The sequence below is a fragment of the Enterobacter sp. BIDMC 27 genome (assembly GCF_000534415.1).
In the GTDB taxonomy this organism is placed as follows: Bacteria; Pseudomonadota; Gammaproteobacteria; order Enterobacterales; family Enterobacteriaceae; genus Enterobacter; species Enterobacter hormaechei_C.
Map to the genome: position 1 here is coordinate 2,801,316 of NZ_KI973178.1, position 26,402 is coordinate 2,827,717.

Genomic DNA, 26,402 nt, shown 5'->3' on the forward strand with positions numbered 1-26,402 from the left:
GTTAATCAGGTGTTCGTCATGACAACGGCATTGAATACAATGCAGCCTGCGCGCCTGGCAATATTTATTGCCCTCGCGCTTGCTGGTGTCTCTCCCACACTGTATGCCAGTGAGACGTTTAATACGGAACTGGTAGAGCTGGATAATCCCGGAATGGGAAAAGCGGATTTATCTGCCTTTGAATCCGGCTCGCAGGCGCCCGGGATATACCACGTTGATATTATTCTTGACGATCGGCTGCTGGAAACGCGGGATATTCGTTTTATGGCAGTGAAGGATGCTAACGGCAGTGAAACGTTGCAGCCTTGCCTGAGTATCGGGCAGTTAAAAGCGTGGGGCGTGAAAACGGCGCTTTTCCCGCAGCTTGCCGCCGGGGAAGGTGAATGCGCCGATCTCAGGGCGATCCCACAGGCCAGCGCGGATTTTCAGTTTGGCGCCCAGCGTCTGGCCATTAGCATTCCACAGGCGGCTATAGACCTGCCAGCGAGAGGTTACGTTCCGCCGGATATGTGGGATGAAGGCATTACCGCGGCCATGCTCAACTACAGCCTGAGCGGGGCAAACAGCCGGGCAAGAAGCGGGGCAGGCACCCGCAGCGACAGCCAGTATGCAAACCTGCGGCCGGGGATCAACGTCGGTCCCTGGCGGTTACGCAACTACACCACCTGGTCCCGCGATGCGTCCGGCCAGGATAAGTGGGACAACGTCTATACCTTGATGCAGCGCGCGATTATTCCCCTGCAAGCCCAGCTTACGCTCGGAGACAGTTCCGCGCCTGCCGATGTCTTTGACAGCATGCCGTTTCGCGGCGTCCAGCTGGCGTCCGACGACGATATGCTGCCGGATTCCCTGAAAGGCTATGCGCCGGTGGTGCGCGGTATTGCGCGAACTAACGCGCAGGTCGTGGTGCGTCAGAATGGCTATCAAATCTACCAAAGCTATGTGGCGCCGGGCGCGTTTGAGATCGCGGATATGTATCCCACCGGCGGCGCGGGCGATCTTGATGTCACGATCGTCGAAGCTGATGGTAGTGAGCAACATTTCACCCTGCCGTACGCTTCGCTGCCGGTCCTGCAACGGGAGGGGCGCCTGAAATATGCCCTTACCGCCGGGCAGTATCGCTCGTATAACCGTAGCGTGGAGAAAACCCCCTTCGGGCAATTGACCGGAATTTACGGCCTCCCTCACGGTATTACGCTCTATGGCGGCGTCCAGGGGGCAGATAAGTACCAGTCGGCGGCTCTGGGGGTGGGCAAGAATATGGGCGATCTCGGGGCTGTATCCGCAGACGTCACTCAGGGCTGGTCAACGCCGGAGCATGCCGCGAAAACAAACGGTCAGTCGTGGCGGGCCCGATACAGCAAGAATTTTATCAATACCGGGACCAACTTTTCGATTGCCGGGTATCGCTACTCGACCCGCGGCTATTACGGGATGCAGGACGTCCTCGATTCTTACGGCGACAGCAGCGCGCTTCATGACAGGCGACGTAACCGTGCCGAGCTGACGATGAGCCAGACGCTGGGGGACAACCTGGGCGCGCTTACCCTCAGTGCGGCGCGGGAAGATTACTGGAATGACGGTAAGTCGATGGCTTCGTGGAGCGTCGGCTATAGCAACTACTGGCATAACATCAGCTATGGCCTGACATGGACTTACAGCAAAAATGTCCGCTCAGCGTCAGAAACCCGCGACAGCCAAAAAAACGCTGACCATGACCAGCTTCTGGCGTTCAACGTCAGCATTCCGCTGGATAAATTTTTGCCGCAGACATGGGCTAACTATGGCATGAACGCCAGCGGGAATAACGGGACGACGCATAACGTCGGCCTGAACGGGGTAGCGCTCGAGAACCGTGCCCTGAACTGGAACGTACAGCAGGGATACGGAACAGAGGGCGTGGGCTATACCGGCAATGTTAACGCGGACTACAAAGGCGCCTATGGCGAAGTCACGGCAGGTTATGGTTATGACAAAAACAGTGAACGCCTGAATTACGGGCTGCAAGGCGGCATTCTCGCCCATGCTGATGGCATCACGCTTTCCCAGCCGCTGGGGGAGACCAGCGTCTTAATCAAAGCCCCCGGCGCCCACGACGTGGATATCCGCAATCAGCCCGGTGTACGGACAGATTTTCGCGGATATACGGTCGTGAGCAACCTTTCTGTCTACCGGAAAAACGATCTCACCCTCGACCCGGAAACGATGCCGGACGATGTCGAGCTGGAGATCAACACCCGCACGGTGACGCCGACGCGGGGAGCGGTGGTGAGAGCCGATTATCTGCCGAAGTCAGGACGCCGGGTGCTGATGACCTTGACCGACAGCGACCGCGCCGTTCCGTTTGGGGCGGTGGTCACCCTTGTGGGTGATGACAGCGGCAGTTTTATTGTCGGCGATCGCGGTCAGGTCTATTTAACCGGGATGCGCGAGCAGGGAACGTTAGTCGCTACATGGGGAAGTCAATCCAGTCAGCAATGCCGCGCTGATTTCACGCTGCCGAATCACTCAACGTACGGTGGGATCGCTGATATGCACGCCACCTGCCGTCAGGAACGCTAACATGAAATGTCTTAACGCGATGCTGCTGCTCTGTTTGCTCGCGGCGGCAAATATGGCTCGTGCCGGTACCTGCACCACCATCACCCCGCAGCTTTCCACCCTGTCCGTGGGGACGATCAACGTGCAGCGCGATGCGCCTGTCGGCACGGTGGTATTTTCTGGCGCGGCGTCAGCCACAGGCTCCTATCTTACCGGGTGTACTAATCCGCTGATGCTGGGATTCAGCCTGCGCTACAACGGCGCCACGTTGAGCAGCTACGGCAACCATGTTTACAACACGAACGTCAGCGGGATAGGGATACGCTTTTCTTCCAACGGCTATTTTGAAAACCCGAGCAATACGTTCTCGTACAATGCGCAGACCTCCTATGTGGACTGGTACGGCGGGAGGATTGAGCTGGTGGTGACGGGGCCGGTCTCATCGGGGGCATTAACCCCCGGGACGATCGGTGTCGTGACGCTTCAGGGAAGCGATGGCCTCTACCGTGACGGTCTGACCACGCAGCTCACCTCCGGCACCATCAATGCGCTGGCGTGCACGGTGAATACGGCCCAGCTGACGTTTCCGATAGGGGATATTCCCGCCTCGGCGTTCGGCTCCACGGTGGGCACCACGCCAGTGGGAGCACAGAACACGCAAAACCTGGGCCTGACCTGCGCCGCCGGAACCAATATTACGGTCTCGCTCAGTGGAATACTGAACCCGGACAGCGCCAATACCAGCGTGATGGCCTTAACCGGGCAGGGAAATGCCGGCACTGCGAAAGGGGTGGGGGTGCAGCTTATCTATAACGGTGCACCGCTGGTGATGAACAGCCGACTATTCTTGCGGCAGTCTGCCGGGGGGCAAGAGACGTTGCCATTAACGGCCCGATATTACCAGACGTTAACCCGAGTGGAGTCAGGTTCAGCGAATGCCTCCGCCACCCTTAATTTGACCTACCAGTAGCAGGTAAGAAGATGAAAATAAGATGCAGGACACTGCTTTTACTTGCCTTACTCAGCGGGAAGGTATGCTCCGCTGATAGCGTCAACATCGGTGTGACGGGAAATATCGTTGCGTCGCCGTGCATATTTAATGGCGGCAGTAACAGCCTCGATGTCAACCTGGGCAATATTCAGGCAACCAATATGGCGACGCCGGGCTCAACATCGGATCCGGTGCCTTTCAGTCTGCTGTTTACCCAGTGCCCAACGGGAACGCAGAGTGTGACCGTCGCTTTCACCGGCAGCCCCGATCCCGAGGCGGGAGCGGACTATTTCATGAACAGCGGTTCGGCCACGCATGTGGCGATAGCCATGCGCGATGCCCAAACCAGCGCGCTTAAAGGAACAGGCACCAGTATGACCCAGACCATTGCCGCGGACAGAACCGCGACATTGGCTATGCTGGCCTCGGTAAAATCCATGCCGGGAGGCGCCACGCCGGGAAGCATCAGCGCGGTTGTGGTAATGACGATGCAGTACAACTAAATGCCGGTGATAAGCCTTTTTTAAAGACGTTGGTGTGAACTATGTTAAATATTCTGATTCAGGAAACGGATCTGTTTTTTCAGGCTGGGCTACAGAGCTTTTTCGACGATTTTTTTAAGCATAACTTTCATCGCTCCATCACATTTCACCTGGCGCTGACCAATGAAAACGTCAGCCAGGCCGATATTATTGTTCTTTCATTATGTCAGGGGGAAACGCTGACCTGTTTTCCGGAGTTACTGGCCCGGCAAAAAGGAATTGTGATAGGTCTCGTCGACGATGAGCTGCGTTTTTCGGCGCTGCCTTCCTGCTTTCAGGACATTATTTTTCTTCCGCGCCGGGCGTCGCTTGATCGTATTAGCGGCGTTCTGTTTATCGCGTGGTTCAGGACGCAATTACCAGGTTACACGTTGAATAAAAAGACCTGTTTCGACTGCCAGCATAAAGGATTATCCCGGCAACAGATTCGTATTATGGTCAATTTTTACCGGGGGCTGTCGGTGGTGCAGACCGCGAACGCGTTGAAGATGAGCGAAAAAACGGTCTTTACCCATAAATATATGATGATGCAGAAATTTAATCTGCGAAGCGATTACGAGCTGATCGTACTGTTGAGAAGGCTGATGGAGAAAAAGAGCCGTCCGAACCTGCTTCGCGATTACCTGGAAAATAATTATGCACAACAAATAGCCTAAAACGGCAGCGGATAGCGGGCCGGGCAGCGATAGCTACCCGGCAATGCATTTAAACATTAACCGCAGCGATCAACCGCGTCTTCATGGTCTGGTATGCGGAAGCCGCAAAATCCTCCGCCCAGCGCTGGTCCTCGATCGCCTCCAGCTGCACGGCGCAATACTTCGTTTCCGGCGTTCTGGAGATCGGGTCGAGATTATCCTGCGTCAGCTCATTACAGGCGCCAATCCACCACTGGTAGGTCATATAGATTGCTCCCGCATTGATGCGCTCGCTGATGCTGGCGCGCGTGATCACTTTACCCCGGCGTGAACGTACCCAGACCAGTTGGCCCTCGGCAATCCCCCGTTCATCCGCGTCGGCCGGGTTGATCTGCACCCGGCCCGGCTCGTCGGCCAGGCTTTGCAGCGCCGCGCAGTTCCCGGTCATTGAGCGACAGGAGTAGTGACCCACTTCGCGCACCGTGCACAGTACCAGCGGGTAATCCGCATCCGGTATCTCCGCCGGGGCGCGCCAGGGGGCGGCAAATAACTGGCCTTTGCCAGTGGGGGTGTCGAACTGATTATCCTTGTACAGGTAGGGAGTGCCGGGATGATCGAGGGTGGGACAGGGCCACTGCACATGACCCATCTCGCCCATTTTTTCGTAGGTCACGCCGTAGAAGAGGGGGCACAGCTCGCGCATTTCGTCCCAGATCTGCTGGTTATCCTCGTAATGCATGGGATAACCCATCTCCGTGGCCAGCAGGCTGATGATCTCCCAGTCGCGCTTCACGTTGCCGCTGGCCTCAATGGCTTTGCCGAAACGCTGGAAGCCGCGATCGGCACAGGTGAACACGCCGGCGTGCTCTCCCCATGAGGTGGCAGGGAGCAGCACGTCAGCCACCTCTGCCGTTTTGGTCATAAAGATGTCCTGAACCACCACAAAATCGAGCGCCTCAAAGCCGCGGCGGACCAGTCCCAGATCGGCTTCTGTCTGAAGCGGATCTTCCCCCATGATGTAATACGCTTTGATCTTTCCTTCCAGCGCGAGATGTGGCACTTCGGTGATACGCGTCCCGACGCGATCGTCCATCCGGTTGACATTGATTTTCCACGCATCGGCAAATTTCAGTCTGACCGCCGGGTCAGTGACGTCCTGGTAGCCGGGGAACATATTGGGCAGAACGCCCATATCGCAGGCACCCTGAACGTTATTTTGCCCGCGAACCGGACCCACGCCGACGGCAGGGCGGCCCAGGTTGCCGGTCAGCAGCGCCAGGCTGGAGAGACCTTTCACCACATCGACCGCCTGACCAAACTGCGTGACGCCCATCCCCCACATCACCGTTGCTGAAGGCGCCGCTGCGAACATGCGCATTGCCTGACGAACATCCCGCGCGCGGATCCCCGTCAGATGTTCAACCTGCTCGGGTGCGTAATCTTTTACCGTCAGCCGGTACGCCTCAAGCCCTTCGGTAAAGCGGGCAACGTAGTTTTTGTCGTACAGTTCCTCTTCCAGCAGGACATAGCCAAAGGCATTGACCAGCGCCATGTTACTGCCATTTTTTAGCTGAAGATGAAGATCGGCAATGCGTGCCGTTTCAATATGACGCGGATCGCAGACGATGATTTTAGCGCCATTTTCACGTGCTTTAAGCACGCGTCGGGCGACGATGGGGTGAGAGTCGGCGCAGTTATAGCCGAATACCAGCAGGCATTTTGAGTTTTCAATATCGTTAATGGAATTGCTCATGGCGCCGTTGCCGAGGGTCTCCTGTAAACCGGCAACGGACGGACCGTGACAGACGCGGGCGCAGCAGTCGACGTTGTTAGTATTCAGCACCGCTCGGGCAAATTTTTGCATCACATAGTTGGTCTCATTGCCCGTTCCCCGTGAGGAACCCGTAGTCATAATGGACCGAGGGCCATACTGTTCTTTGATGCTTTTAAGCCTGTGAGCGGTATAGCGAATGGCCTCTTCCCAGGTAACAGGGGTAAAGGCCTCGCCTTTGCTGTAGCGGATCATGGGCTGCGTCAGACGGGGGGTAAGCAGCCGTGTGTCGTTAAGAAAGTCCCAGCCGTAGAACCCTTTCAGGCAAAGCGTGCCCTGATTGGTTACGCCATCAGCGGCTTCGGCACGGATAATCCGGTTATTTTTAACGACGAGGTTTAGTTTGCAGCCTGCACCGCAGTAGGGGCAGACGCTGGCGATTTTTTTCATCAATAACAGACCTGTTAAGAAATGAAGCAATGTTTACTGGAAAGCCCAGTCCCTTAGCGGACTAAGCAGGATCCATGCCACATTCAGCGTTCTTGATTAACAGGGCGTTAGAGGAGAGAGGGTGTGTCATCGTCAGTCTGTTCGTCAGAATTGACGATGACACGCTATCCGTAGGGATGGGGGAGGCGTTAAAGATCGTCCATGGTGTAACCGACGACAATTTCCAGCGTCTTGCGGATCACATCCGCCTTAACGACATCGTCGGTGGATTCCAGCGTCTGGATTAGCCAGAGAATGATCGCTTTGTTGGTCAAATGACCTTCGGAAGCAAGAACACAACGAACCGCAGTCGAAAAAATGGCAGACTCTTCAGCAAAGCGATCGCCTGCGTGACGGAAATACTCCGACAACGCGCTATCTAAAAAGGCGGAGTGGTATTCGGGTTGAAGCTGAATATTTTGTCTCATTTGTTCTCACCGTAGCTGTAAAGTTGTAGTCAATGTATCTTTTTAGGATCGGACGGTTTTCCATTTCCAAATAACGGCACTACATTGTCTCGGTTATTTTTGAGAGATCCCTCTCTCTGTATTCGTCCTTGTGCGGTTCTGCGACCTTTAAAAGCGACCGTGCCAGAGCTGATTTCAGCTATAACTCGCGCTAATGTCTCCCGCCGCTGGGGATCCGTTTCATATGCTTGCATGTTACGCAGACGCTGAACCAATCCCTCGGTCGTCACCGGACCGCGCTCCTTCAAAAGTGAAAGAGCGGCTTCTCCAATAAGCTTGTCGATTAGTCTGTCCGCATCACTGCTGTTCATGACATTAACGTTCGAAGAGCAGGCCAAGAAGCATGTGATAATGATGTTCCTCTTCCGGGCCATTGGCCTTTTCAAGGCGACTCAACAGTTTTGTGCAGAGCGATTTGCGATTCAGATTTCGCCCGTCGCTAAGGATTTCAACAACAACCTGACCCAATGTTTCCTGTTGGGTTGGAAGCGCGGCTTTTTCGAAATACTGCGCAATCGCTGTTGCCGAGTCTGCGAGGTGTCCGTTCTGCTGCATGTTTCGCTCCTGTAAATTTTCGTAATCAGTAACGTTACATTTAAGGTATACATAATTTTCAAATCTGTACATTTAAAATGTACAATTTTTTAAACATTTTATAATATATTTTATAAAATCATTATTTATCAGTTGCTTATTCTTATACGATTTACTGCGGTATTCACAAGATATATTGTACAATCCGAAGCGGCGTCGCAGAGTTGTACAAGCCCGTAAATGACGCAAAAAAGCCGTGTAAATCGTTGAGATGTAAATTATTTGTTGGGCAATTAATGTGCTATAACAGAGTTTTCCCCACGTGTTTTCGTGGTCACCCCCTCAATCTTCAGGATTAGCATGCTCACAACCATCATTTACCGCAGTCATATCTGCGAGGACGTTCCAGTGAAAGCGCTGGAAGACATGGTCGCTGCTGCAAATTGTAGAAATCGCCAGTTCGATGTGACGGGGATTTTGCTGTTTAACGGCACACACTTTTTTCAGTTACTTGAAGGGCCCGCTGATAACGTTAAGGAGATCTATGAGCTCATCTGCCGTGACCCACGGCATCACAACGTGGTCGAATTGTTAAGCGATCACGGGCCTTCAAGACGTTTTGGCAACGTGGGTATGGAGCTCTTTGACCTTCGTCAGTACGATACCGACGAAGTGCTGCAACAGGTACTCGATAAAGGCACAACGCGCTATCAGCTGACCTATAACGATCGCGCCCTGCAATTTTTCCGCACCTTCGTTGAGGCCACTGAAAAAGCCAACTACTTTGAGCTGCCTCCGGCTGACGCCTGGGAGTTTGTCACCGAAAATACGCCGTTATCCTCCCAGCCGACAGTAGTGGCAAAGGGCGCGGACTGTAGTTTCGCATTTCAACCTATCGTCGATCCGTTTATGCAGCAGGTAGTTTCCTGGGAAGCCCTGATCCGCACGCCGTCCGGTGAGTCCCCGGAAAGCTATTTTGCCAACCTGTCGCGTGAGGCGCTGTACGAATCGGATCTGAAGAGTAAACAGGTGGCTTTGTCGATGGCCAGCGCACTGGGCCTACAGACTCAAACGTTGTCCATTAATCTGCTGCCGATGACGCTGGTCAATGTTCCTGGCGCCGTCGATTTTTTACTGACGGCAATTGAGGCGAACGGTTTTGTGCCGGAGCAAATTGTGGTCGAGTTCACCGAGAGCGAGGCGATCTCGCGCTTCGAAGAGTTCACCAGCGCGGTCAGACAGCTTAAAAGCGCCGGGATCAGCGTGGCCATCGATCACTTTGGCGCGGGATTCGCCGGTCTGCAACTGCTGGCCCAGTTTCAGCCGGACAGAATCAAGATCAACCGTGATTTGATTGCCAACGTGCACAAGAGCGGCCCGCGTCAGGCGATCATTCAGTCAATTATTAAATGCTGCGCCTCCCTGGAAATTCTGTTCTGTGCGGTAGGCGTAGAGCTGGCTGAAGAGTGGATGTGGCTGGAATCTGCCGGGATTTCTCAGTTCCAGGGGCACCTTTTCGCCAGCCCGCGCCTGGGGGGCATACCGGCGATTGCCTGGCCCGAGAAAAAGTACGATTTATAAAAACCTGTACGTAACTCTTAAAAGTGACCTGTACGTACGGCTAAATTTATACAACAATACATTAACGAGTGAGTGGTTCATTGAGCCATTCACTTGTCTCAGAACGAGGAGTTAGTTATACAAATGATTTGTACAATCTGATAAGGTTGGTTTGGTTAGGTATGGAAGTAATGTGCGTGAGGGAGTTAATGGCCTATTACAGTATCGGCGAAGTGGCCGAACGATGCGGTATCAACCCCGTTACGCTGCGTGCCTGGCAGCGACGTTATGGATTGTTGAAGCCGCAGCGAAGCGAAGGGGGTCATCGTCAGTTTGACGATGAAGATATCCTGCGTATCGAAGAGATCAAGCGCCTGATGAAAACGGGTGTTTCGGTCGGTAAAGTAAAAGCGCTTCTTGAAAATACAGAAGTAATGACTCAGGGGAACTGGGCATCTTTTCAGGAAGAGATGTTAACCGTTCTGCGCTATGCCAGTCCGGCAAAACTGCGCGCCAAAATCGGCGAGTTCCGCCGTGACCATGCGATGGATGTTCTGATAGATAACATCATCACCCCTGTGCGGCAGCGAATGAACCAGGACCAGAATACGGTGCGTCACATGGCGAGCCTGCTGGACGGTGTCCTGATTGAGTTTGCCGTTGCAAGCCTGGGTGAGTCGCGAAAAAAAGCAGGTAAGGATGCGCTGCTGATTGGGTGGGATTGCGACGACCGTACGCATTTGTGGCTGGAAGCGGCCCGTCTTGCCTATAAAGGCTGGCATATCGACGTGCTGGCTGAGCCGATTGATTCTCCACGTCCTGAACTCTTCCCCGGGCAAAAAATCTTCGTCTGGACCGGTAAAGCGCCTACGCCTCGTCAACAGGAGCAGCTCGACCACTGGCGTGAACAGGGTTTCGCCGTTTCGTTCCATCACTGATGTTAAGGGGGCCAACGGTAAACCGCCAGTGCGGGATTTTGCCTTCTGGCGATACGACAGGGGTATCCGCGAAGATGCATAGCATCAGTACCCCTGTCATATCGTCGGTTTATTCCATCATCAGGTTGTCTGAAATATTCATACTGGCCACGGATTCAACTTTCCACACGCCATCTTCCTTGACCATGCAGTCAATCACGGTGTGATCCCGCTTTTTGCCGAATGAGATATAAACCTGCATACAGGCGGCATCGTAATCTAGCGCCCGCGCACTGACGATGCCCCAGTCATCTTCATATCCCTGAGCCTTGATGAACATATCGACGTCAGGCACGTCATATTCATCTGGATCCAGCTTATCCATGGCTTTGAGTTTGCTGATAGTTTCGCGGGTTACATATGGCCTCAGCGCTTCATAGTTTTTCAGGGGCTCTTTCCCGATAATAATTTGCGAGATGTACCACTTATTAAACTGAAGGGCAGCGGATACCTCAGGGGGGAACTTCTGTGCAGCGGATGCGAGAGTGGGCAGAAGCAGGATCGCCAGAATTATTTTTTTCATGTCAGTCATGCCTGTAAATTGCATATGCTGGCTTTAATTCCCGGTATTCCTTTCCCGGATACATTGTTCGCTGAACAAAATCAGAGTACCAGACGCCGTTCCCACCATAGATGCAAGCGTGGCCATATGGGTGGTGCGCAGTGGGCTGGATCACCGCCACATCGCCCTCAACAGGCTCACCGTAAACCTGGTGGAAACCCGCCAGAATTAAATTGCTTTTCATATCCTTAGCATAATGTGTGTTCTGTAGATTAGCACCGCCGGCGCGAATGGATTTCGAAACAAATTCTGCACATCTTTTCTGGCTATACTGACCTGCATGCTGGCGAGCATGAACTGCGGCTTTATGGGCACTCCACATAATTTAATCCCTTATTGAATAAATGGTTAACAAGGGAAACATTACGCCGAAAAGGGATGAGTTTATGTAATTAATCATGATCGGAATTTAACCACTATCAGACTGATAAATAATGGTTAACTTATCCATCAAACGTCTTTATGCGCGCCCAGGTAAGGCAAAAAAGGATTAAAAAGAACCTGTCTTAAGGGGGAGGCATACGTAAAAAATGTATATGGTGCCTGCGCGTACTTTAGCTATCTCAAAAATAGGTATTTCCAATACAATTTTTATCATTGCCCGTCACCTTACCGCCTTTCTTATGAAATGCATTATTTATCAATGCATTGAACAAATCTAACCATCCCATCCGCATCCCGTCACAGGGTCTATGCTTAATGAAAGTAGCCAAAAAGGGCGGTTTAGCCCAAAGCCCCTGCTCGTAGGGGGTTGAAGTGATAATCGTTATCACTAACATGGTGTTATGCCCTGGTGGCTTATCAGATGAGGTGGACCTATGGAACTGCATTCAGAAACCTTCAATCCGGCCGATTTTGCCTGGCGTGGCTTAACGCTGACGCCCGCGGCGGCGGCGCATATTCATGAGCTGGTGGCAAAAAATCCCGACATCCTCGGCGTACGCTTAGGCGTTAAGCAGACTGGCTGCGCGGGATTTGGCTACGTGCTGGACACCGTAACCGAACCTGAAAAGGACGATCTGGTCTTTGAAACCGACGGTGCAAAGTTATACGTCGCGCTACAGGCGATGCCGTTTATCGATGGAACCGAAGTCGACTACGTTCGGGAAGGTTTAAACCAGTTATTCAAATTTCATAACCCGAAAGCCCAGAACGAATGCGGCTGCGGCGAAAGCTTTGGGGTATAGGCGGTACTATGTCTCGTAATACTGAAGCAACGAGTGATGTAAACACCTGGAGCGGCGGACACCTCAACTATAAAGAGGGTTTCTTTACGCAGCTGCAAACCGATGAGCTGGCGAAAGGCATCAACGAAGAGGTCGTGCGCGCCATTTCGGCGAAACGTAACGAGCCGGAGTGGATGCTGGAGTTTCGTCTGAGCGCATTCCGCGCGTGGCTGGAGATGGAAGAACCCCACTGGCTGAAAGCGCATTACGATAAGCTGAACTATCAGGATTATAGCTACTACTCCGCGCCCTCCTGCGGCAGCTGTGATGATACCTGTGCCTCGCAACCCGGCGCGGTTCAGCAAACTGGCGCGGATAACAGCTTCCTGAGTAAAGAGGTGGAAGAGGCGTTTAATCAGCTCGGCGTGCCCGTGCGCGAAGGCAAAGAGGTGGCGGTAGACGCCATTTTTGACTCCGTCTCGGTGGCAACCACCTACCGTGAAAAACTGGCGGAGCAGGGGATCATTTTCTGTTCCTTTGGTGAAGCCATTCACGATCACCCCGAGCTGGTGAAAAAGTATATTGGTACCGTGGTGCCGAGTAACGATAACTTCTTCGCGGCACTGAATGCGGCGGTGGCGTCAGACGGTACTTTTATCTACGTGCCGAAAGGCGTGCGCTGCCCGATGGAGCTCTCGACCTATTTCCGCATCAACGCGGAAAAAACCGGCCAGTTTGAACGCACCATCCTGGTGGCCGATGAAGGCAGCTACGTAAGCTACATCGAAGGGTGCTCCGCTCCTGTGCGCGACAGCTACCAGCTGCACGCGGCGGTGGTAGAGGTGATCATCCATAAAGATGCGGAAGTGAAGTACTCTACGGTACAGAACTGGTTCCCGGGCGACGGCAACACCGGTGGTATTCTGAACTTCGTCACCAAACGCGCGCTGTGCGAAGGCGAAAACAGCAAAATGTCCTGGACGCAGTCAGAAACCGGCTCCGCCATTACCTGGAAATACCCGAGCTGTATTCTGCGCGGCGACAACTCCATCGGTGAGTTTTACTCCGTGGCGCTGACCAGCGGTCATCAGCAGGCCGATACCGGCACCAAGATGATCCACATCGGTAAAAACACCAAATCGACCATCATCTCCAAAGGGATCTCTGCCGGTCACAGCCAGAACAGCTATCGCGGGCTGGTGAAAATCATGCCGACGGCAACCAACGCGCGTAACTTCACCCAGTGTGACTCCATGCTGATTGGCGCGGACTGCGGGGCGCATACCTTCCCGTATGTCGAATGCCGCAATAACAGCGCCCAGCTTGAGCATGAGGCAACTACGTCACGCATTGGTGAAGATCAGCTTTTCTACTGCCTGCAACGCGGGATCAGTGAAGAAGATGCGATTTCAATGATCGTTAACGGCTTCTGTAAGGACGTGTTCTCTGAACTGCCGCTGGAATTTGCCGTTGAAGCCCAGAAACTCCTCGCCATTAGTCTTGAACACAGCGTCGGTTAAGGAAAGCACATGTTAAGCATTAAAGATTTACAGGTTAGCGTGGAAGAGAAAGAGATCCTGCGTGGCCTCAATTTTGACGTCAAACCGGGTGAAGTTCACGCCATCATGGGGCCAAACGGCTCCGGGAAAAGTACGCTTTCAGCGACGCTGGCAGGACGCGAAGATTATGAAGTTACCAGCGGCTCCGTTGAGTTTAACGGCAAAGATCTGCTGGAGATGTCGCCGGAAGAGCGTGCCGGCGAGGGCATCTTTATGGCCTTCCAGTATCCGGTGGAAATTCCGGGCGTCAGCAACCAGTTCTTCCTGCAAACCGCGCTGAACGCGGTGCGCAAGTATCGCGGCCTTGAGGCGCTGGATCGCTTTGACTTCCAGGATCTGATGGAAGAAAAGATTAAGCTGCTGAAAATGCCGGAAAATCTGTTGACCCGCTCGGTAAACGTGGGTTTCTCCGGCGGTGAGAAGAAACGTAACGATATTCTGCAAATGGCGGTTCTGGAACCGGCGCTGTGCATTCTCGATGAGACCGATTCAGGGCTGGATATCGATGCCCTGAAGATCGTTGCCGACGGGGTGAACTCCCTGCGTGACGGCAACCGCTCATTTATCATCGTGACTCACTATCAGCGAATTCTGGATTACATCAAACCGGACTATGTCCACGTGCTTTACCAGGGACGCATTGTGAAATCCGGTGACTTTACGCTGGTTAAACAACTGGAGGAGCAGGGTTATGGCTGGCTTACCGAACAGCAGTAATGCACTTCAGCAGTGGCACCGGCTGTTTGAAGCGCAGGGTCGAGCGCGCTCTGAACAGGCTCAGCACCATCTCCAGCAGATGCTGCGTCTCGGTTTACCGACGCGTAAACATGAGAACTGGAAATATACCCCGCTGGATGGCCTGCTGAACGGCGAGTTTGTCACCCGTCTGGCGCAGGTCAGCCCCGATCAGCGCGACATGCTGGCGCTGAGCGTGGATGCCGTGCGTCTGGTATTTGTCGACGGTCTGTTCCGTGCGGAGCTGAGCGACAGCGTGCAGGAGAGCGGGTTCGATATCGTCATTAACGATGAACGTCAGTCGCTGAACGCGCCCGTTCAGCCTGAAGTCTTCCTGCACCTGACAGAGAGCCTGTCGCAATCTGTCACCCATATTCGCGTTAAGCGTAACCAGCGTCCGGCGAAACCGCTGCTGCTGATGCATATCACCCAGGGCGTTGAGGGTGATGAGATTAACACCGCCCACTATCGCCACCATCTTGAGCTGGCAGAAGGGGCAGAGGCGACGGTGATCGAGCATTACGTCAGCCTTAACGACACCCGTCATTTTACCGGTTCGCGTCTGACGATGAACGTGGCGGCCAATGCCCAGCTGCACCACATCAAGCTGGCGTTTGAGAATCCGCTCAGTCACCACTTCGCCCACAACGATATTCTGCTGGGCCAGGATGCCGCGGCGTACAGCCACAGCTTCCTGCTTGGCGGCGCGGTGCTGCGCCACAATACCAGCACCCAGCTGAACGGTGAAAACACTACGCTACGTATTAACAGCCTGGCGATGCCAGTGAAGTCAGAAGTGTGCGACACGCGCACCTGGCTTGAGCATAACAAAGGCTACTGCAACAGCCGTCAGCTGCACAAAACCATCGTCAGCGACAAAGGACGTGCGGTGTTTAACGGCCTGATAAACGTGGCGCAGCACGCCATCAAAACTGACGGGCAGATGACCAACAACAACCTTTTGCTGGGACGTCTGGCAGAGGTGGACACCAAACCACAGCTGGAAATTTATGCGGACGACGTGAAATGCAGCCACGGCGCGACGGTCGGGCGTATTGACGATGAGCAGATGTTCTACCTGCGCTCGCGCGGGATAGACCAGCAGGCCGCGCAAAAGATGATTATTTACGCCTTTGCGGCTGAGCTGACGGAAGCGCTGCCCGATGGCGGACTTAAACAGCAGGTGCTGGCCCGTATCGGTCAGCGTCTGCCTGGAGGCGAAGCATGACATTTCCCGTAGAGAAAGTCCGGGCAGATTTTCCGGTACTGACCCGTGAAGTGAACGGTCTGCCGCTGGCCTATCTCGACAGTGCGGCCAGCGCGCAAAAACCAAATCAGGTGGTGGATGCGGAAGCCGAGTTTTATCGCCACGGTTATGCGGCGGTACATCGCGGGATCCACACCCTGAGCGCCGAGGCGACCCAGCGCATGGAAAACGTGCGCACGCAGGTTGCGGCCTTCCTCAACGCGCGTTCGCCGGAAGAGCTGGTGTTTGTGCGTGGCACCACCGAAGGGATCAACCTGGTGGCTAACAGCTGGGGCAATGCGCAGGTGCACGCGGGGGATAACATCATCATCACCCAGATGGAGCACCACGCCAACATCGTGCCCTGGCAGATGCTCTGTGAGCGTGTGGGGGCGCAACTGCGGGTGATCCCCCTGAATGAAGACGGCACGCTCCAGCTGGAAAAGCTGGACGCCCTGCTGGACGACAGAACGCGGCTGGTGGCGGTGACCCACGTTTCAAACGTGCTGGGGACGGAAAATCCGGTGGCGCTGATCGTCGACAAAGCCCATCAGGTTGGTGCGAAAGTGTTGATTGATGGCGCCCAGGCGGTGATGCACCATGCGGTTGACGTTCAGGCTCTGGACTGCGATTTCTACGTCTTCTCCGGGCACAAGCTGTATGGCCCGACGGGCATCGGCGTGTTGTATGTGAAAGAGGACATTCTCCAGGCCATGCCGCCGTGGGAAGGGGGCGGGTCAATGATTGCCACCGTCAGCCTGACGGACGGCACAACCTACGCCCGTGCGCCCTGGCGCTTCGAGGCGGGTACGCCCAACACGGGCGGGATCATCGGGCTGGGCGCGGCCATTAGCTACGTTTCTGAAACGGGGCTGGCGGCGATTCAGGAGTACGAACAGCTGCTGATGCATTATGCCTTGCAGGAGCTGGCCAGCGTCCCGGATCTGACCTTATATGGTCCTGCTGACCGTCTGGGTGTGATAGCCTTCAACCTCGGCAAGCATCACGCCTATGATGTGGGCAGTTTCCTTGATAATTACGGCGTCGCTGTGCGTACCGGGCATCACTGCGCGATGCCGCTGATGGCGTATTATCAGGTACCGGCCATGTGCCGCGCATCGCTGGTGATGTACAACACAACGGAAGAGGTCGACAGACTGGTGGCGGGACTAAAACGTATTCACCAGCTGCTTGGCTAACGGAGAGGCGAGAGATGGCAGATTTGCCGGACAGAGATAAATTGCTGCGCAACTTTGGGCGTTGCGCAAACTGGGAAGAGAAATACCTTTATATCATCGAGCTGGGTCAGCGCCTGCCGCCGCTCAGCGAAGAGGCGCATAACCCGGACAACATCATTCAGGGCTGCCAGAGTCAGGTCTGGATCCTGATGCAGCAGACGGATGAAGGCGTAATTGAATTACAGGGTGACAGCGATGCCGCCATTGTGAAGGGGCTTATTGCCGTCGTATTTATTCTTTATCACCAGATGTCGGCGCAGGATATTGTCGCCTTTGACGTTCGCCCGTGGTTTGAACAAATGGCCTTAACTCAACACCTCACCCCGTCCCGATCCCAGGGGCTGGAAGCGATGATCCGCGCCATCCGCGCCAAAGCCGCAATCCTTAGCTAAACTGACAGAACAGCATTCATTCTGTTTCGCGGGGTGGTTTCCACCTCGCTGGTTTTTCAGCTTTCTGACGTTTGGTCAGTGAATAAGGAATCTCAGCATGAAGCGCGCGTCTCTAATAACTCTATTACTCCTTGGTTCGCTCAGTGCTGTTAATTCAGCCAGGGCGGTTGATTATCCTTTACCGCCCGTGGGCAGTCGTCTGATTGGGCAAAACCAGACATACACCATTCAGGAAGGGGACAATAAACTTCAGTCTATCGCTCGTCGGTTTAATACCGCCGCACAGCTCATCCTTGAAACCAATAATACCATTGCACCAGTGAACCCTGCGCCAGGAACGGTCATTACGATCCCTTCCCAGATGCTACTGCCGGACACCGAGCGCGAGGGCATTGTGGTGAATCTGGCGGAGCTGCGTCTTTACTTCTATCCGCCTGGCGAAAATATCGTGCAGGTCTATCCGCTGGGTATTGGTCAGCTTGGGCTGGAAACACCGGTCAGCACCACCCGTGTGAGTCAGAAAATCCCTAACCCTACCTGGACCCCCACAGCGGGCATCAGAGCGCGCTCACTGGCCCAGGGCATTAAACTGCCGCCTGTGGTACCCGCAGGGCCAAATAACCCGCTGGGGCGCTTTGCGCTTCGTCTGGGTATCGGGAATGGGGAATATCTTATTCACGGCACCAGCGCGCCGGACAGCGTAGGGCTGCGGGTCAGCTCGGGTTGTATGCGGATGAACGCGCCCGATATCAAAGCGTTGTTTGAGCAAGTGCGCGTCGGCACGCGGGTGCAGATCATCAATGAGCCGGTGAAGTTCTCCGTCGAGCCGGACGGCAAACGTTATATCGAGGTGCACAGGCCGCTGGCGCAGGCTGAGGGCGAAAACCCACAGACGGTGCCGTTCACGCACTCGGCGGCGTTTACCGCCTTTGCAGCGGAGTCAGGTAGCGATAAAACGCAAATCGACAAGGCCCTGGCGCGCAGAGCGGGGATCCCGGTTGCCGTGTCAGCAGGCAGTGGTTCTTCAGCCAGCAATTCTGTCCTGTCGGTACAGAACAGTCGTGTCTCAGCGGCGGTGGCGGAAGGCGAGGGAGAGAAAGCGCTTCAGTAGAGGTTTGACGAAGGCAAAAAAAATGGCGCACAATGTGCGCCATTTTATTAACAGGTACTATTACTTACGGTATTTAGTAGCCTGGTTGTCCAGACGCTGGTTAGCGCGAGCTGCGTCGTCTTTAGCAGCCTGAACGTCGGAACGCATTGCGTTCACGTCGTTGCTCAGCTGGTCAACTTTAGCGTTCAGAGTCTGAACGTCAGAAGACAGCTGATCGATTTTAGCGTTGCTGGAGCAACCTGCCAGCAGAGTAGAACCCAGGATTACCGCGCCCAGTACCAGTTTAGTACGATTCATTATTAATACCCTCTAGATTGAGTTAATCTCCATGTAGCGTTACAAGTATTACACAAAGTTTTTTGGGTTGAGAATATTTTTTTGATGGGATTACGCCTATTTTTGATCGTTCGCTCAAAGAAGCAACGAAATCGGCAATTTTGACGAAAAAGCTATGTTAAAAAAGGCATTTTTCATCGGATTCATCTTAGATAAATCGCGATTAAATAGAAAAACCCGATTTGCTTTTTGAATAGTTCTGGTTAAAGGCGGGAATAAAAAAAGCGCCCCGAAGGACGCTTTTTAACAAAACAATAATTTGTTCGTGAAATATTACAGCACGTGGACAGATGCAGTGTTGGTGGTGCCGCTTGGAACCAGCGCGCCAGAAACCATAACCACCACGTCGCCTTTCTGGGCCAGGCCACAATCAACCAGTTCCAGAGCCACTTCTTTACCCAGACGATAGAAATCATCGGTAGAGGCAATCTCTTTCACCAGGTGTGGGATCACGCCTTTGCTCAGCACCAGCTGACGCGCGGTAGTTTCGTTGGTGGTCAGCGCCAGAATGGTCGCATCCGGGAAGTATTTACGCACGGCACGCGCAGATTTACCACCCTGGGTCGCCACGACAATCAGTGGGGCTTCCAGTTTCTCAGCGGTTTCTACCGCACCACGGCACACGGCTTCGGTGATGCGCAGTTTACGGCTGTCGTTGTTGTAATCCAGACGGCTTTTCATCACGCGGTCGGTACGCTCACAGATGGTCGCCATGATGCCGACCGCTTCCAGAGGGTATTTCCCTTTTGCAGATTCGCCAGACAGCATAACGGCATCGGTACCGTCAAGGATGGCGTTTGCTACGTCGCCTGCTTCAGCGCGGGTAGGGCGTGGGTTTTTGATCATGGAGTCCAGCATCTGCGTTGCGGTGATAACCACTTTACGCGCGCGAACACATTTCTCGATCATCATCTTCTGCGCGAAGATCACTTCTTCAACCGGGATTTCAACGCCCAGGTCGCCACGCGCAACCATGATACCGTCAGACGCTTCGAGGATTTCGTCGAAGTTGTTCAGGCCTTCCTGGTTTTCGATCTTGGAGATGATCTGGATGTTCTCGCCGCCGTGCGCTTTCAGGTGCTCACGGATCTCAACCACATCAGAACGTTTACGGATAAAGGAGGCAGCAACGAAGTCCACGCCTTGTTCGCAGCCGAAGATCAGGTCTTGTTTGTCTTTTTCAGCCAGCGCAGGCAGCGCAATGGACACACCCGGCAGGTTAACGCCTTTGTTTTCGCCCAGATCGCCGTTGTTCAGCACTTTACAGATAACCTTGTTGCCTTCGATCGCGGTCACTTCCATGCCGATCAGGCCGTCATCCACCAGCACGGTGTTGCCAACGGACAGATCGCTGGTGAAGCCTTCGTAGGTCACGGCAACGATTTCGTTATTACCTACAACGGATTTGTCGGTGGTGAAGGTGAAGGTCTGGCCCGCTTTCAGGGAAACGTCGTTACCGCCTTCCAGTTTGATGGTGCGGATTTCAGGACCTTTGGTGTCGAGCAGGATTGCCGCTTTTTTCCCGGTCTTGCTCATCACGTTGCGCAAGTTCTGGATACGCTGACCGTGTTCAGCATAGTCGCCGTGGGAGAAGTTCAGACGCATCACGTTCATGCCGGCATCCAGCATTTTGCTCAGCATCTCTTCGGATTCGGTTTTCGGGCCGATAGTACAAACAATTTTCGTCTTTTTCATGACAGTCTTAGTCTTTAAGTTGGGAAGGATATGGAAATCTCGCTCCGGGGGCGCACCGCCGCGGAGTCAAACCTGTGTTGCGAAAGAGTATATGACACGCACTAAGAATAGGTGACATCAAATGAGCGTGCAGAAGAAAGTGTGCCTGAGTGCCAGCCCAACGAAGGAGAGGAGAAGTTGTACGTTGTTTTTTGTATTCCAAGCGCTGAAACCATTCACCAGGGATTTGGCGCGCATTATACGCTGATTTACAGTAAAAAGGAAAATGGAAACAGCGTTTCAAAACAATCTGTGCAGATTCACATAAGTTTGTTATCAAGGCGTTAAGGTCTAATGTCATCTTATGACGGCAGGCGCAACGCCCGCCGTTTTTTGCTCACTTTTCCAGCGCCTGCTGAAGGTCGGCGATCAGATCCTTCGCATCCTCAATCCCCACCGACAGGCGGATAAGCTGCGGCACAATGCCGTTTGCAAGACGCTGCGCCAGTGGTATGGAGGCGTGGGTCATGCTGTAGGGCTGGCTCACCAGACTCTCCACACCGCCCAGACTTTCCGCCAGGGTAAAGAGCGTAAGATGACGGATCACCTCTGTCGCGCGTTGCGCATCGCCTTTAATCACAACGGAGATCATGCCGCCCGCCAGCGCCATTTGTCTGCGGGCCAGTGCATACTGGGGATGTGACGCCAGCCCGGGATAGAACACGCGGTCTACCTGCGGATGCTGCTCCAGCCATTGCGCAATCGCCAGCGCGTTGGCGCTGTGCTTCTCAACGCGCAGTGAGAGGGTGCGAATCCCCCGCAGCGTCAGGAAGCTGCTGAACGGATCCAGAACGCCGCCAACCGCGTTTTGCAGATAGCCCAGACGCTCCGCGAGATCCTTATTTGCCCCGACAACAGCCAGCCCGGCAACCACGTCTGAATGACCGTTGAGATATTTAGTGGCGGAGTGGACCACTATGTCGAACCCCGCCTCCAGCGGCCGGTGAATGACCGGGGAGGCGAAGGTATTATCCGCCACGCTGATCGCATTATGGCGCCGGGCAATGTCCGCGATGGCCTCCAGGTCGGCCAGTTTCAGCAGCGGGTTCGTTGGCGTTTCCACCCAGATCATGCGCGTGTCCGGGCGAATGGCGGCCTCAAGCCCGGCTACATCGTCCGGCTTAACCCAGCTCACCTGTAACCCGGTGCTGCGCTTGCGCACGTTTTCGATCAGGCGATACGTACCGCCATACACGTCGTCAATGGCGACGATATGGCTGTCTTTATCCAGCAGTTCGAGCACGGTGGAAATGGCTGCCAGCCCTGACGCGAAAGCGTACCCGCGCGTGCCGCCTTCCAGTTTGGCGATGGCGGTCTCCAGCGCGTGGCGGGTTGGATTGCCGCTCCGGGAGTATTCGTAGCCGGTATGTTCACCCGGTGCCGGTTGCGCAAACGTCGACGTGGCGTAAATTGGCGGCATCACGGCGCCGTGCGGGTCGTGATACTCACCGCTGTGAACGCTGAGGGTGGCCAGGTTTTTCATCTTTTGCTCCTTTTATTTTGTCAGGCGGTTACGCCAGGCGGTGAGTACATCACTGCGTGTGATCAGACCCAGAAAGCGATCTTCGTCATAAATAATCGCCACCAGGCCACGGTCAAAGATGGCGTACAGGGCGCTCTCCGGGGCCTGCTTATCCAGATATTCGACCTGACGCGTCATGGCCGCCGTCACGGGGAGAGAGAAGCGATCGGCATCTCCCCCGATGTGTCGCAGCAGGTCCCACTCGTCGATGATGCCGACGACCTTGTCGTTATCGAGCACCGGCAGCTGGGAGATGTCGTACAGGCGCATGCGGGCCAGCACGGTGGAAAGCGTGTCGTCCGGGGCGGCAGTCACCGTCGCGCCTTCATCGTGGCGCAGGGCAATATAGTCCGAGAGATCGCCTGCCTGCGGACGCGAAATCAGCCCCTGCTGGCGCATCCAGTCGTCGTTGAACATCTTCGAGAGGTATTTATTGCCGCTGTCGCAGGCGAAGGTGACCACACGTTTTGGCGTAGTCTGCGCCTGGCAATATTTCAGCGCCGCCGCCAGCAGCGTGCCGGTGGAGGAGCCTGCCAGGATCCCTTCCGTTTTTAGCAGATCGCGGGCGGTGGTGAACGCCTCGCGATCGGTAATGCGCCAGGCGCGGTTAACCCCTTCGATGTGCGCCAGCGGAGGGATAAAGTCTTCGCCAATCCCCTCAACCAGCCACGATCCGGCATCGTGATGGCGTCCGTTTTCAACCTGGTCCGCCAGCACCGACCCGGCCGGATCGGCAAGCACAAATTCCGTCTGCGGCGAATGTTCTGCAAACCACGCCTGTAAGCCACCCAGCGTACCGCCGGACCCCACGCCGACGACGATGGCATCGATCTGGCCGTCAAGCTGTTCAAACAGTTCCGGTGCGGTAGTGGTGCGGTGCGCTAGCGGATTGGCCGCGTTATTGAACTGATCAATATAAAACGCGCCTGGCAGTTCGTTCGCCAGCCGCCGGGCATAATCCTGGTAGTAGGCCGGATGCCCTTTATTCACATCTGAACGGGTCAGCACGACCTGCGCCCCTAACGCGCGCAGGTGGAAAATCTTCTCGCGGCTCATTTTGTCCGGCACCACCAGGATCAGCGAGTAGCCCTTCTGCGCCGCAATCAACGCCAGCCCCAGGCCGGTGTTCCCCGCCGTGGCTTCAATAATGGTGCCGCCGGGCCGTAGCTGGCCCGTACGCTCGGCTTCATTAATCATCGACAACGCGACGCGGTCTTTAATCGAGCCGCCGGGATTCTGGTTTTCCAGCTTCAGAAACAGCGAGCAGGGGCCGGTGTCCAGCTTGTGCAGCTGGATGAGCGGCGTACGGCCAATCAGTTCGGTGACGGAGTGGTAAAGCGTCATGGTCATGTCCTGTGAAGAGGTGATGACCGGATGATAGAACCATGAAATTTTCTCAATAAAGAACCTTTCACTGAGTTTTAGAACGGAAAGGAATAATCCTTGTGTTTTCAGATGGAAAGACAGCAAGACGTAAAGTTGTCCGGATGTGAGGATGGCTATATCCGCATAAAGTGCTGCAAAATTAGCCGATTTCGTCGGGTGAGTAAGACCTGATATGCAAATGGCAGATAATTATTGCTGATATTCATCTAAATGCTTTTCACCCGCCAGTTCGCTGCTTATTCCTGAGCATTATAAGAAATTCTTTTTTGGTCATTTAAAAGCTGATAACGGCTGTTTACTATCTTTTGGACATCCATACTGCTAAACCGCTATATGCGAAACGGATAAAGAATAAGAATGATTGTACTCAGCAATATTTCGAAGGTTTTTGACAACGGGAAACAGGCGCTGACAGCCGTAGATAACGTCAACCTGACGATAGAGCAGGGACAGATTTACGGGATCATCGGTTACAGCGGGGCCGGGAAAAGTACGCTGATCCGTCTGCTGAACGGTCTGGAAAAGCCCAGCGTCGGCAGCGTCACCATTAACGGCCAGGATATCTCCGCCGCGAAGGGAGAAGCGCTGCGTCAGGCACGCCTGAAAATCAGCATGGTGTTCCAGCACTTTAATTTGCTCTGGTCGCGCACGGTGAAGGAAAACATCGCCTTTTCAATGCAAATTGCCGGTGTACCAAAAGCGCAAATTCAGGCTCGCGTTGCCGAACTGGTGGAGCTGGTCGGCCTGAAGGGGCGCGAGAATGCTTACCCGTCGCAGCTGAGCGGCGGGCAAAAACAGCGTGTGGGCATTGCCCGCGCGCTGGCCAATCATCCGGACGTACTGCTGTGTGACGAAGCCACCTCGGCGCTGGATCCACAAACCACCGATCAGATCCTCGATCTGCTCCTGGACATTAACCGTCGCTTTAACCTGACCATCGTACTCATTACGCATGAGATGCACGTGGTGCGCAAAATCTGCGACCGCGTGGCGGTAATGGATAACGGCAAGGTGGTGGAAGAGGGGGACGTGTTGAGCGTGTTTACGCATCCGCAGCAGCCGATCACCCGGCAGTTTGTCCGCCAGGTGAGCCAGTACGCGGAGGAAGAGACCTTCAACACCGAACTGGCAAACGATCTGGAAGGCACGGTGATCAGGCTGACCTTCACCGGGCACAGCACGCACAGGCCGATCGTCGGTGAACTGACCCTGCGCTACGGCCTGCCGTTTAACATCCTGCACGGCAAAATGACGCAAACCGCCCACGGTGTTTTCGGGCAGCTCTGGGTGCACGTGGTGGCATCGGACGAACAACTGAACAATATCCTCGCCGACCTGAAGCAAAGCGATATTGAAGGCGAGGTAATCAAGCATGGGTGAAGAACTCTTTCCGCACCTGAAGTGGGATCAGCTTTGGGCTGCAACTCAGGAGACGCTTTACATGACCGCGCTTTCCGGCGTGGCGACGTTTGTCCTGGGGATCGCGCTTGGTCTGGCGCTGTTTTTAACCGCCCGCGGCGGGTTATTCCACAACCGCACGGTCTACAGCGTGATGTCGATTGTGGTGAACGTGTTCCGCTCGATTCCGTTCATCATTCTCATCGTCCTGCTGATCCCGTTCACCAAGACCGTTGTGGGGACCATTCTTGGCGCTAACGCTGCGCTGCCCGCTCTGATTGTGGGTGCGGCGCCGTTCTACGCCCGTCTGGTCGAGATTGCCCTGCGAGAAGTGGACAAAGGGGTCATTGAGGCCACGCGTTCGATGGGCGCGCGGCTGAGTACGTTAGTGTTTCGGGTTTTATTGCCGGAATCTTCACCCGCACTGGTTTCAGGTATGACGGTGACGCTGATTGCGCTGGTGAGCTACAGCGCAATGGCAGGGGTGATAGGTGCTGGCGGTTTGGGAAATCTGGCTTATCTGGAAGGATTCCAGCGCAACCATGGTGACGTCACGCTGGTGGCAACGGTGACCATTTTGATCATCGTGTTCATTATCCAGTTCGTCGGCGATGCCATTACTTCACTGTTAGATAAACGCTAATAAATACACACAGGAACCACATCATGAAAAAGACACTGACACTGATCGCCGCCGCAACCCTGAGCGCCCTGAGCTTTGCCTCCTGGGCGGACACGCTCACCGTGGGGGCGTCCAACACCCCGCACGCGGAAATTCTGGAGCAGGCTAAGCCGATTCTGGCGAAGCAGGGGATTGATCTGGAGATTAAACCGTTCCAGGACTACATTCTGCCAAACACGGCGCTGGCGGGGCATGACATTGACGCCAACTATTTCCAGCACATCCCTTACCTGAACAGCGTGCTGAAAGATCACGCGGGCGATAAGGATTATGATTTTGTCAGTGCGGGCGCAATCCACATTGAGCCGATCGGTATCTATTCGAAAAAATACAAATCGCTGAAGGATCTGCCGGAAGGCGGCAAAATCATCATGCGTGATGCGGTTTCCGAGGAAGGGCGTATTCTCTCCATCTTCGAAAAAGAGGGCGTGATCAAGCTGAAGCCGGGCATCGATAAAGTGACCGCGCGCATCAGCGATATCGTGGAGAACCCGAAAAAGCTGCAATTTACCCCTAACGTCGAGGCATCTCTGCTGCCGCAGATGTACAACAACGACGAAGGTGCTGCGGTGGTGATCAACGCCAACTACGCAATTGATGCCGGTCTGGATCCGGTGCACGATCCCATTGTGGTAGAAAGCGGTGAGAATAACCCGTACGCCAACATCATTACCGTTCATCGCGGTGATGAGAAGAAGAAGGATATCGTCGCGCTGGTGAACGTGCTGCACTCCAAAGAGATTCAGGACTGGATCCGCACCAAATACAAAGGCGCAGTGATCCCGGTAAACAACTAATCTCCTGATTTTCCAGACGAAGCCCGGCGAA

26 protein-coding genes are annotated in these 26,402 nt (G+C 54.5%); 16 read left to right on the forward strand and 10 right to left on the reverse strand.

Annotated features, from left to right (window positions below):
- The first annotated feature begins 18 nt into the window (after positions 1-18).
- Genes L463_RS09445 through L463_RS09430 form a run of 4 tightly spaced genes read left to right on the forward strand, consistent with a single transcriptional unit; the run spans position 19 to position 4,730 of the window.
- Positions 19-2,562 (forward strand): fimbria/pilus outer membrane usher protein, encoded by a 2,544-nt coding sequence (locus L463_RS09445; RefSeq protein ID WP_032103718.1) that lies wholly within the window; start codon positions 19-21, stop codon positions 2,560-2,562.
- A gap of 1 nt (position 2,563) precedes the next feature.
- Positions 2,564-3,511, forward strand: coding sequence for a fimbrial protein (locus tag L463_RS09440; protein ID WP_032673189.1), 948 nt, complete (start codon positions 2,564-2,566; stop codon positions 3,509-3,511).
- Between the two features lie 11 nt (positions 3,512-3,522).
- The gene (locus L463_RS09435; RefSeq protein WP_032103716.1) at positions 3,523-4,035 is read left to right on the forward strand and encodes a fimbrial protein; all 513 of its coding nucleotides are present in this window, start codon (positions 3,523-3,525) and stop codon (positions 4,033-4,035) included.
- Positions 4,036-4,076: 41 nt separating this feature from the next.
- Complete coding sequence (locus L463_RS09430; RefSeq protein WP_032103715.1) at positions 4,077-4,730, forward strand: helix-turn-helix transcriptional regulator; 654 nt, start codon at positions 4,077-4,079, stop codon at positions 4,728-4,730.
- Between the two features lie 49 nt (positions 4,731-4,779).
- Here the strand turns inward: L463_RS09430 and fdhF are convergent, their stop codons facing one another.
- The 4 genes from fdhF to ycgZ all read right to left on the reverse strand — a co-directional run bounded on the left by fdhF (position 4,780) and on the right by ycgZ (position 7,991).
- Positions 4,780-6,930 carry a formate dehydrogenase subunit alpha gene (gene fdhF, locus L463_RS09425; RefSeq protein WP_023296363.1) on the reverse strand — a complete coding sequence of 717 codons (2,151 nt, stop codon included), beginning with the start codon at positions 6,928-6,930 and terminating at the stop codon, positions 4,780-4,782.
- A 188-nt stretch (positions 6,931-7,118) separates the two neighbouring features.
- Positions 7,119-7,397 (reverse strand): biofilm/acid-resistance regulator YmgB/AriR, encoded by a 279-nt coding sequence (locus tag L463_RS09420; RefSeq protein ID WP_003857748.1) that lies wholly within the window; start codon positions 7,395-7,397, stop codon positions 7,119-7,121.
- A 29-nt stretch (positions 7,398-7,426) separates the two neighbouring features.
- Positions 7,427-7,747: a hypothetical protein gene (locus tag L463_RS23610; protein WP_032648090.1), complete on the reverse strand. Its 321-nt coding sequence runs from the start codon at positions 7,745-7,747 to the stop codon at positions 7,427-7,429.
- 4 nt (positions 7,748-7,751) lie between these two features.
- Positions 7,752-7,991: a regulatory protein YcgZ gene (gene ycgZ / locus L463_RS09415; RefSeq protein ID WP_017384632.1), complete on the reverse strand. Its 240-nt coding sequence runs from the start codon at positions 7,989-7,991 to the stop codon at positions 7,752-7,754.
- A 339-nt stretch (positions 7,992-8,330) separates the two neighbouring features.
- On the opposite strand from ycgZ, the gene L463_RS09410 reads away from it, so the two are divergent.
- Together L463_RS09410 and L463_RS09405 are read left to right on the forward strand one after the other, a co-directional pair.
- Positions 8,331-9,551, forward strand: coding sequence for a diguanylate phosphodiesterase (locus L463_RS09410; protein WP_015570710.1), 1,221 nt, complete (start codon positions 8,331-8,333; stop codon positions 9,549-9,551).
- 188 nt (positions 9,552-9,739) lie between these two features.
- Positions 9,740-10,468 carry a MerR family transcriptional regulator gene (locus L463_RS09405; protein WP_032103714.1) on the forward strand — a complete coding sequence of 243 codons (729 nt, stop codon included), beginning with the start codon at positions 9,740-9,742 and terminating at the stop codon, positions 10,466-10,468.
- A gap of 109 nt (positions 10,469-10,577) precedes the next feature.
- Here L463_RS09405 and L463_RS09400 read toward each other — a convergent pair whose 3' ends face one another.
- Together L463_RS09400 and L463_RS09395 are read right to left on the reverse strand one after the other, a co-directional pair.
- Positions 10,578-11,030: a DUF3828 domain-containing protein gene (locus L463_RS09400; protein ID WP_017384630.1), complete on the reverse strand. Its 453-nt coding sequence runs from the start codon at positions 11,028-11,030 to the stop codon at positions 10,578-10,580.
- A gap of 1 nt (position 11,031) precedes the next feature.
- Complete coding sequence (locus tag L463_RS09395) at positions 11,032-11,391, reverse strand: hypothetical protein (protein ID WP_017693570.1); 360 nt, start codon at positions 11,389-11,391, stop codon at positions 11,032-11,034.
- A 496-nt stretch (positions 11,392-11,887) separates the two neighbouring features.
- On the opposite strand from L463_RS09395, the gene sufA reads away from it, so the two are divergent.
- From sufA to L463_RS09360, 7 genes are all read left to right on the forward strand, one after another.
- Entirely contained in the window at positions 11,888-12,256 is a 369-nt protein-coding gene (sufA, locus tag L463_RS09390) for a Fe-S cluster assembly scaffold SufA (protein ID WP_003857741.1), read from the forward strand.
- Between the two features lie 8 nt (positions 12,257-12,264).
- Positions 12,265-13,755 (forward strand): Fe-S cluster assembly protein SufB, encoded by a 1,491-nt coding sequence (gene sufB / locus L463_RS09385; RefSeq protein ID WP_023296365.1) that lies wholly within the window; start codon positions 12,265-12,267, stop codon positions 13,753-13,755.
- A gap of 9 nt (positions 13,756-13,764) precedes the next feature.
- Entirely contained in the window at positions 13,765-14,511 is a 747-nt protein-coding gene (gene sufC, locus L463_RS09380) for a Fe-S cluster assembly ATPase SufC (protein WP_032103713.1), read from the forward strand.
- A complete protein-coding gene (sufD, locus tag L463_RS09375; RefSeq protein ID WP_023296367.1) occupies positions 14,486-15,757 on the forward strand; it encodes a Fe-S cluster assembly protein SufD in 1,272 nt (423 codons plus the stop codon). The genes sufC and sufD overlap by 26 nt, the downstream gene beginning before the upstream one ends.
- A complete protein-coding gene (sufS, locus tag L463_RS09370) occupies positions 15,754-16,974 on the forward strand; it encodes a cysteine desulfurase SufS (RefSeq protein WP_032103712.1) in 1,221 nt (406 codons plus the stop codon). Before sufD ends, sufS begins: the two co-directional genes overlap by 4 nt.
- Before the next feature lie 14 nt (positions 16,975-16,988).
- A complete protein-coding gene (sufE, locus tag L463_RS09365; RefSeq protein ID WP_032103710.1) occupies positions 16,989-17,405 on the forward strand; it encodes a cysteine desulfuration protein SufE in 417 nt (138 codons plus the stop codon).
- 97 nt (positions 17,406-17,502) lie between these two features.
- Positions 17,503-18,516 carry a L,D-transpeptidase LdtE gene (locus tag L463_RS09360; RefSeq protein ID WP_032103709.1) on the forward strand — a complete coding sequence of 338 codons (1,014 nt, stop codon included), beginning with the start codon at positions 17,503-17,505 and terminating at the stop codon, positions 18,514-18,516.
- Positions 18,517-18,576: 60 nt separating this feature from the next.
- On the opposite strand, the gene lpp is transcribed toward L463_RS09360, so the two are convergent.
- From lpp to L463_RS09340, 4 genes are all read right to left on the reverse strand, one after another.
- A complete protein-coding gene (lpp, locus tag L463_RS09355; RefSeq protein WP_001082307.1) occupies positions 18,577-18,813 on the reverse strand; it encodes a murein lipoprotein Lpp in 237 nt (78 codons plus the stop codon).
- Positions 18,814-19,125: 312 nt separating this feature from the next.
- Entirely contained in the window at positions 19,126-20,547 is a 1,422-nt protein-coding gene (gene pykF, locus L463_RS09350; protein WP_015570703.1) for a pyruvate kinase PykF, read from the reverse strand.
- Between the two features lie 376 nt (positions 20,548-20,923).
- On the reverse strand, positions 20,924-22,069 hold the full coding sequence (locus L463_RS09345) for a trans-sulfuration enzyme family protein (protein ID WP_023296369.1): 1,146 nt from the start codon (positions 22,067-22,069) through the stop codon (positions 20,924-20,926).
- A gap of 12 nt (positions 22,070-22,081) precedes the next feature.
- The gene (locus tag L463_RS09340) at positions 22,082-23,452 is read right to left on the reverse strand and encodes a pyridoxal-phosphate dependent enzyme (protein WP_017384623.1); all 1,371 of its coding nucleotides are present in this window, start codon (positions 23,450-23,452) and stop codon (positions 22,082-22,084) included.
- 399 nt (positions 23,453-23,851) lie between these two features.
- On the opposite strand from L463_RS09340, the gene L463_RS09335 reads away from it, so the two are divergent.
- From L463_RS09335 to L463_RS09325, 3 genes are read left to right on the forward strand one after another with little or no spacing between them, the layout of a single operon-like run.
- Positions 23,852-24,874 carry a methionine ABC transporter ATP-binding protein gene (locus L463_RS09335; protein ID WP_032103708.1) on the forward strand — a complete coding sequence of 341 codons (1,023 nt, stop codon included), beginning with the start codon at positions 23,852-23,854 and terminating at the stop codon, positions 24,872-24,874.
- The gene (locus L463_RS09330) at positions 24,867-25,535 is read left to right on the forward strand and encodes a methionine ABC transporter permease (RefSeq protein ID WP_032103706.1); all 669 of its coding nucleotides are present in this window, start codon (positions 24,867-24,869) and stop codon (positions 25,533-25,535) included. Before L463_RS09335 ends, L463_RS09330 begins: the two co-directional genes overlap by 8 nt.
- A 23-nt stretch (positions 25,536-25,558) precedes the next feature.
- On the forward strand, positions 25,559-26,371 hold the full coding sequence (locus tag L463_RS09325; protein ID WP_032673190.1) for a MetQ/NlpA family ABC transporter substrate-binding protein: 813 nt from the start codon (positions 25,559-25,561) through the stop codon (positions 26,369-26,371).
- The last annotated feature ends 31 nt before the right edge of the window (positions 26,372-26,402 follow it).